At 39.3% G+C, this 4,362-nt stretch carries 6 protein-coding genes; all 6 read left to right on the top strand.

The genetic code is table 11. The features are described 5' to 3' along the window. The first annotated feature begins 204 nt into the window (after positions 1 to 204). On the top strand, positions 205 to 969 hold the full coding sequence (locus ACSHXM_RS21145; protein ID WP_435692285.1) for a DUF3450 domain-containing protein: 765 nt from the start codon (positions 205 to 207) through the stop codon (positions 967 to 969). Positions 970 to 974: 5 nt separating this feature from the next. Continuing rightward, a complete protein-coding gene (locus ACSHXM_RS21140) occupies positions 975 to 2,327 on the top strand; it encodes a MotA/TolQ/ExbB proton channel family protein (RefSeq protein ID WP_435692283.1) in 1,353 nt (450 codons plus the stop codon). A 1-nt stretch (position 2,328) separates the two neighbouring features. Next, positions 2,329 to 2,853, top strand: a complete 525-nt coding sequence (locus ACSHXM_RS21135) for a MotA/TolQ/ExbB proton channel family protein (RefSeq protein WP_435692280.1) — start codon at positions 2,329 to 2,331, stop codon at positions 2,851 to 2,853. Between the two features lie 12 nt (positions 2,854 to 2,865). Next, the gene (locus tag ACSHXM_RS21130; protein ID WP_435692278.1) at positions 2,866 to 3,267 is read left to right on the top strand and encodes an ExbD/TolR family protein; all 402 of its coding nucleotides are present in this window, start codon (positions 2,866 to 2,868) and stop codon (positions 3,265 to 3,267) included. A 1-nt stretch (position 3,268) separates the two neighbouring features. Next, positions 3,269 to 3,880 carry an energy transducer TonB gene (locus ACSHXM_RS21125; RefSeq protein WP_435692276.1) on the top strand — a complete coding sequence of 204 codons (612 nt, stop codon included), beginning with the start codon at positions 3,269 to 3,271 and terminating at the stop codon, positions 3,878 to 3,880. Continuing rightward, the coding region (locus ACSHXM_RS21120) for a tetratricopeptide repeat protein (protein ID WP_435692274.1) at positions 3,877 to 4,362 on the top strand (486 nt) is incomplete at its 3' end. The genes ACSHXM_RS21125 and ACSHXM_RS21120, both read left to right, overlap by 4 nt.

Below are 4,362 nucleotides of genomic sequence, written 5' to 3'. Positions count from 1 at the left end.
ATCATTAAATTTAACTAAATGTTAACTTTCATCCCTAGTTCAACCTTGACAATTTGCGTGCATCCATGTGAATATTCTTCGGTCTTAGTGTTAATTTTTATTACTAAGCCCCTAAAACAAACAGAGTTTTACAGGCCCTTGCATACTTACTTTACAGTAGTGCGAGGATTCAAAATAAAATATTGGTTGGGAATTATGTCCAAAATGAGCAAGAGAAACCTTATTGCTTCTGCCGTCCTTAGTGCCGTAGCACTTGGTAGCAGCACCGTTGTCTCTGCAGACCCGTTAAATGACCTTCATAAAGAAGAAGCGAAAATTCAAACGGCTGCAGCGAAGTCCCAAGAAAAGATAAACAAACTTTATGAGCAGTCTCAAGAGTTGTTTGTTGAGTACCGTGGTGTTGTTGACGAAACAGAAACATTGAAAGTGTATAATGACTACGTAGCAACTTTAGTTGCAGATCAACAGCGTGGCATTGATTCACTTCAAACACAAATAGATGGAATTGAAGGTGTTGAAAGAGGCATTGTTCCATTGATGTTCAGAATGATTGATAGCCTAGAGCAGTTTATTGATCTAGATGTACCTATCAAACTTCAAGAGCGTAAAGATAGAGTTGAACGTCTTAGAGATGTTATGGCTAATTCTAACGTGACTGTTTCTGAAAGATTCCGTCAAGTTATTGCTGCTTATCAAATTGAAAATGAATACGGCAGTAATTTAACAGCTGAGCAAGGTACTTTGGATTATCAAGGCACTGAGCAGACTGTTGATTTCTTTAACCTTGGCAGAACAGCCTTGTTAGCGTTATCTCTTGACCAAAAGAATGCTTGGGTTTGGAATAATACAACTAGAACATGGGATGCTCTTGAAGACGAGTGGTTAAAACCTGTTGTTACAGCTGTAAAAATGGCAAATAAATTATTGCCACCTGATCTTCTTGAATTACCAATTACAGCTGCGGAGTAATATTGATGAAAACTGTATTTAAATCTATATTAGCAGCTGCATCTATTAGTTTAGTTGCTTCAACTGCTCAAGCTGCAAACTCTCTAGAAGATTTGCTAGGTGAAGTTAAGAAAAATCGTGTTTCTGAAGCGCGTATTAATAAAAAGCGTGAAGCTGAGTTTCAATCTGCTCGTGCAGATAAACAAGCTCTTTTAAGAAAGGCTCAAGCAAGTCTTAAAGCAGAGAAGTCTCGTGGCGACAGGTTGCAGAAGCAATTTGCTGACAACGAAGTAACCTTAGCAGAGAAAGAAGTAGAACTTACTCAAGCTACTGGTAACTTAGGTGAAATGTTTGGTGTAGTTCGTCAAGCGTCTGCTGAAGCATACGGACAAATCTCTACTTCAATTGTAAGTGCAGAATTTCCTGGTCGTGGTGCTTTCTTAAAACGTATGTCTGAAGAAGCTAAAGGTCTTCCTAATATTAAAGAATTAGAAGATTTATGGTTTGCTTTACAAACAGAAATGACTCAATCAGGTCAAGTTTCTCGCTTCACAACAGAAGTTATTAGCTTAGACGGTGGTTCTCAGCAACAAGAAGTGGTCCGTATTGGTACATTTAACTTGGTGGGTGAGCAAGGTTATTTAGTTTATGACGACCAAGCTGAAATGGTTCAACCTTTAGGTCGCCAACCAGATTCTCATTTATTGGCATCAGCTCAAGACATGAAAGCCGCTACTTCAGGTATCACTGCTTTCTATGCGGATCCTTCAAAAGGCGGAATTCTTAGCTTGTTGAAAGAAAAAGCAACTATGTCTGAGCGTTATCATGCAGGTGGTGTTGTTGGTTATGTAATCACAGTTATGCTAGCAATTGGTTTGTTAATCGGTTTATACAAAATCATTACATTAACAATTGTGAGTGGTAAAATTAAATCACAGGTTAAAAATATTGATAACCCGTTAGCTACTAACCCACTTGGTCGTATTCTTCAGGTTTATAAAGAAAATAAAGCTGCAGATGTTGAAACTTTAGAGTTGAAACTAGATGAAGCTATTTTGCGCGAATTGCCAAAAATTGATAGTGGAATCAACATGATTAAGATCTTTGCTGCTATCGCACCTTTATTAGGTCTACTTGGTACGGTATTAGGTATGATTTTGACTTTCCAACAAATTACTTTGTTCGGAACAGGTGACCCTAAATTGATGGCTGGTAGTATTTCAATGGCGTTGGTAACAACAGCTCAAGGTATTATCGCAGCGTTACCATTATTATTGACTCATAGCATTGTTTCGGGTCGTAGTAAGTCAATTGTACATATTCTTGATGAGCAAACAGCTGGCATAGTCGCCACTCACGCTGAGTCGGAGAAAGCTTAATATGATATACCTGATAGAACTATGGGAGTCTGTCAGGGACTTTATCGCTACCGGCGGTAACGTTTTATACGTTGTCGCATTAGCGCTCTTTTTAGTCTGGGTTTTGATGATAGAGCGTTATTGGTATTTAGCTTCAGTGTTCCCAAAAGTTAGAGATGAAATTATCTCAAATTGGGACGCTAGAAGTGATACTACTTCATGGTATGCGCATAGAATCCGTGACACATGGATTTCGCAAGCTTCAGATGGCCTTAGTGCAAGAATGTTATTAATTAAAACTCTTGTTGCTATGTGTCCTCTAATTGGTCTTTTAGGCACTGTTACCGGCATGATCGGGGTGTTTGAGACTATGGCGACTCAGGGTACTAGTAACCCTCGTCTAATGGCCGGTGGTATTTCTATGGCGACAATTCCAACAATGGCTGGAATGGTTGCTGCTTTATCTGGCGTTTTCTTTAGTTCTCGTTTAGAGGCTAAAGTGAAAATTGCTAGAGCAAAGTTGATAGACAGTCTACCCCATCATTAAAGAGAGGATCTTATGGGTCGAAAAATTAGAGTAGAAGATGAAGATGCTGAGATTGATATGACACCTATGCTAGACATAGTGTTTATCATGCTGATCTTCTTCATCGTTACGACCGTTTTTGTTAAGGAAGCGGGTGTTGAAGTAAATAAACCTAATGGTACGTTGTCTGTCATGCCTAAAAACGCCAATATCTTTATCGCTGTTACAGAAGATGGAGATGTTTGGATGGATAAAAGGATAATCGATGTAGATAGTGTTCGTGCTAACCTAGATCGTCTAATGGCCGAGCAACCTTCTGACGTAATTATTATTCAAGCGGATACAAATGCCGAACATGGCATCGTTGTTGAAGTGATGGATCAAATTAAAGCAGCGGGTATAGATCGTATCTCAATTGCAACGGCAGGTAGTTAATATGGGTCGATTAATAGTTTCTATATTACTGGGTGGTGTTATTGCATTTGCTCTATTTGTTATTATGGCAAAGCTAATTGAAAACTCAGGACGTCCAGCTGAAAAAGCAAAAGAGACGGTGATTATAGATATAGTCATGGCAACACCTGATGATGCGACACAAGTACGTCAACGCGTACCGCCGCCGCCACCACCGCCGCCTAAACAACCGCCTAAGATTCAACCTGTTGAACCAGATGTGGCTGATGCAAACACTGATGGGTTGAGCTTTAATATGCCAACTGTTTCAGTAGGTGGAGCGTCTATCGATATTGGTAGTGTTGGTGCAATGCGTGACGGTGAAGCAACACCTATCGTTCGTATTGAACCTAAATATCCTGTTCAAGCTGCTCGTGATGGTAAAGAAGGATGGGTAAAACTGTCGTTCACTATTAACGAAGTAGGTGGAGTTGAAGATGTTAAGGTTATTGAAGCAGATCCTAAACGTGTATTTGACCGAGAGGCCAGACGTGCATTAGGTAAGTGGAAATATAAACCTAAGATCGAAAACGGTAAACCAATGAAGCAGTTTGGGCTTACAGTACAACTAGACTTTAAGTTGGATCAATCATGATGAATAAATATATTAAACATTTATGTGCGGTTTCAGCCTTTACTGTCGCTATTGCAGTACCTAGTCAAGTTTCAGCACAAGCTAAAGCAAAAAAAGCTGCTCCTAATGCGCCTATCGCGTGTCCTGGATACGTTCGTGCTAAAACTAATATTCCTAGTCAACGTACAGGTAAAAAAGTTGGTGCAGCTTTAGATGCTTATAACAACGAAGAAATGACTGAAGATGCTCGGGTTAAAGAGGCTCTTAGACTGTTAAAAGAAATTGAGACAGATGAGCCTTTTGATAGAGCGTTTACTGATAACTTTATTGGTAAGTTGTTGGCGGGTTCAGGTAAAGGCAAAGAGTCTTTGCCATATTTCGAAAAAGCTGTTAGTGCAAAAGTGTTAAATGACTCAGAGCAAGTAGTTGGTATCAAGTTAATTGCTGATTTAAACCTTCAAGAAGGTCAATATAAAGACGCTCTTAAATGGTATAAAGAATGG

It is taken from the genome of Paraglaciecola sp. (assembly GCF_051252315.1).
GTDB lineage: Bacteria > Pseudomonadota > Gammaproteobacteria > Enterobacterales > Alteromonadaceae > Paraglaciecola.
Note: the sequence above shows the minus strand (reverse complement) of the source record. Positions and strands in the feature narration are given on the sequence as shown.

Excerpts from the sequence above, each read along its gene's own strand:
- ACSHXM_RS21135 (WP_435692280.1), top strand. The coding sequence starts at position 2,329 with ATGATATACCTGATAGAACTATGGGAGTCTGTCAGGGACTTTATCGCT.
- ACSHXM_RS21145 (WP_435692285.1), top strand. The coding sequence starts at position 205 with ATGAGCAAGAGAAACCTTATTGCTTCTGCCGTCCTTAGTGCCGTAGCA.
- ACSHXM_RS21130 (WP_435692278.1), top strand. The coding sequence starts at position 2,866 with ATGGGTCGAAAAATTAGAGTAGAAGATGAAGATGCTGAGATTGATATG.
- ACSHXM_RS21140 (WP_435692283.1), top strand. The coding sequence starts at position 975 with ATGAAAACTGTATTTAAATCTATATTAGCAGCTGCATCTATTAGTTTA.
- ACSHXM_RS21125 (WP_435692276.1), top strand. The coding sequence starts at position 3,269 with ATGGGTCGATTAATAGTTTCTATATTACTGGGTGGTGTTATTGCATTT.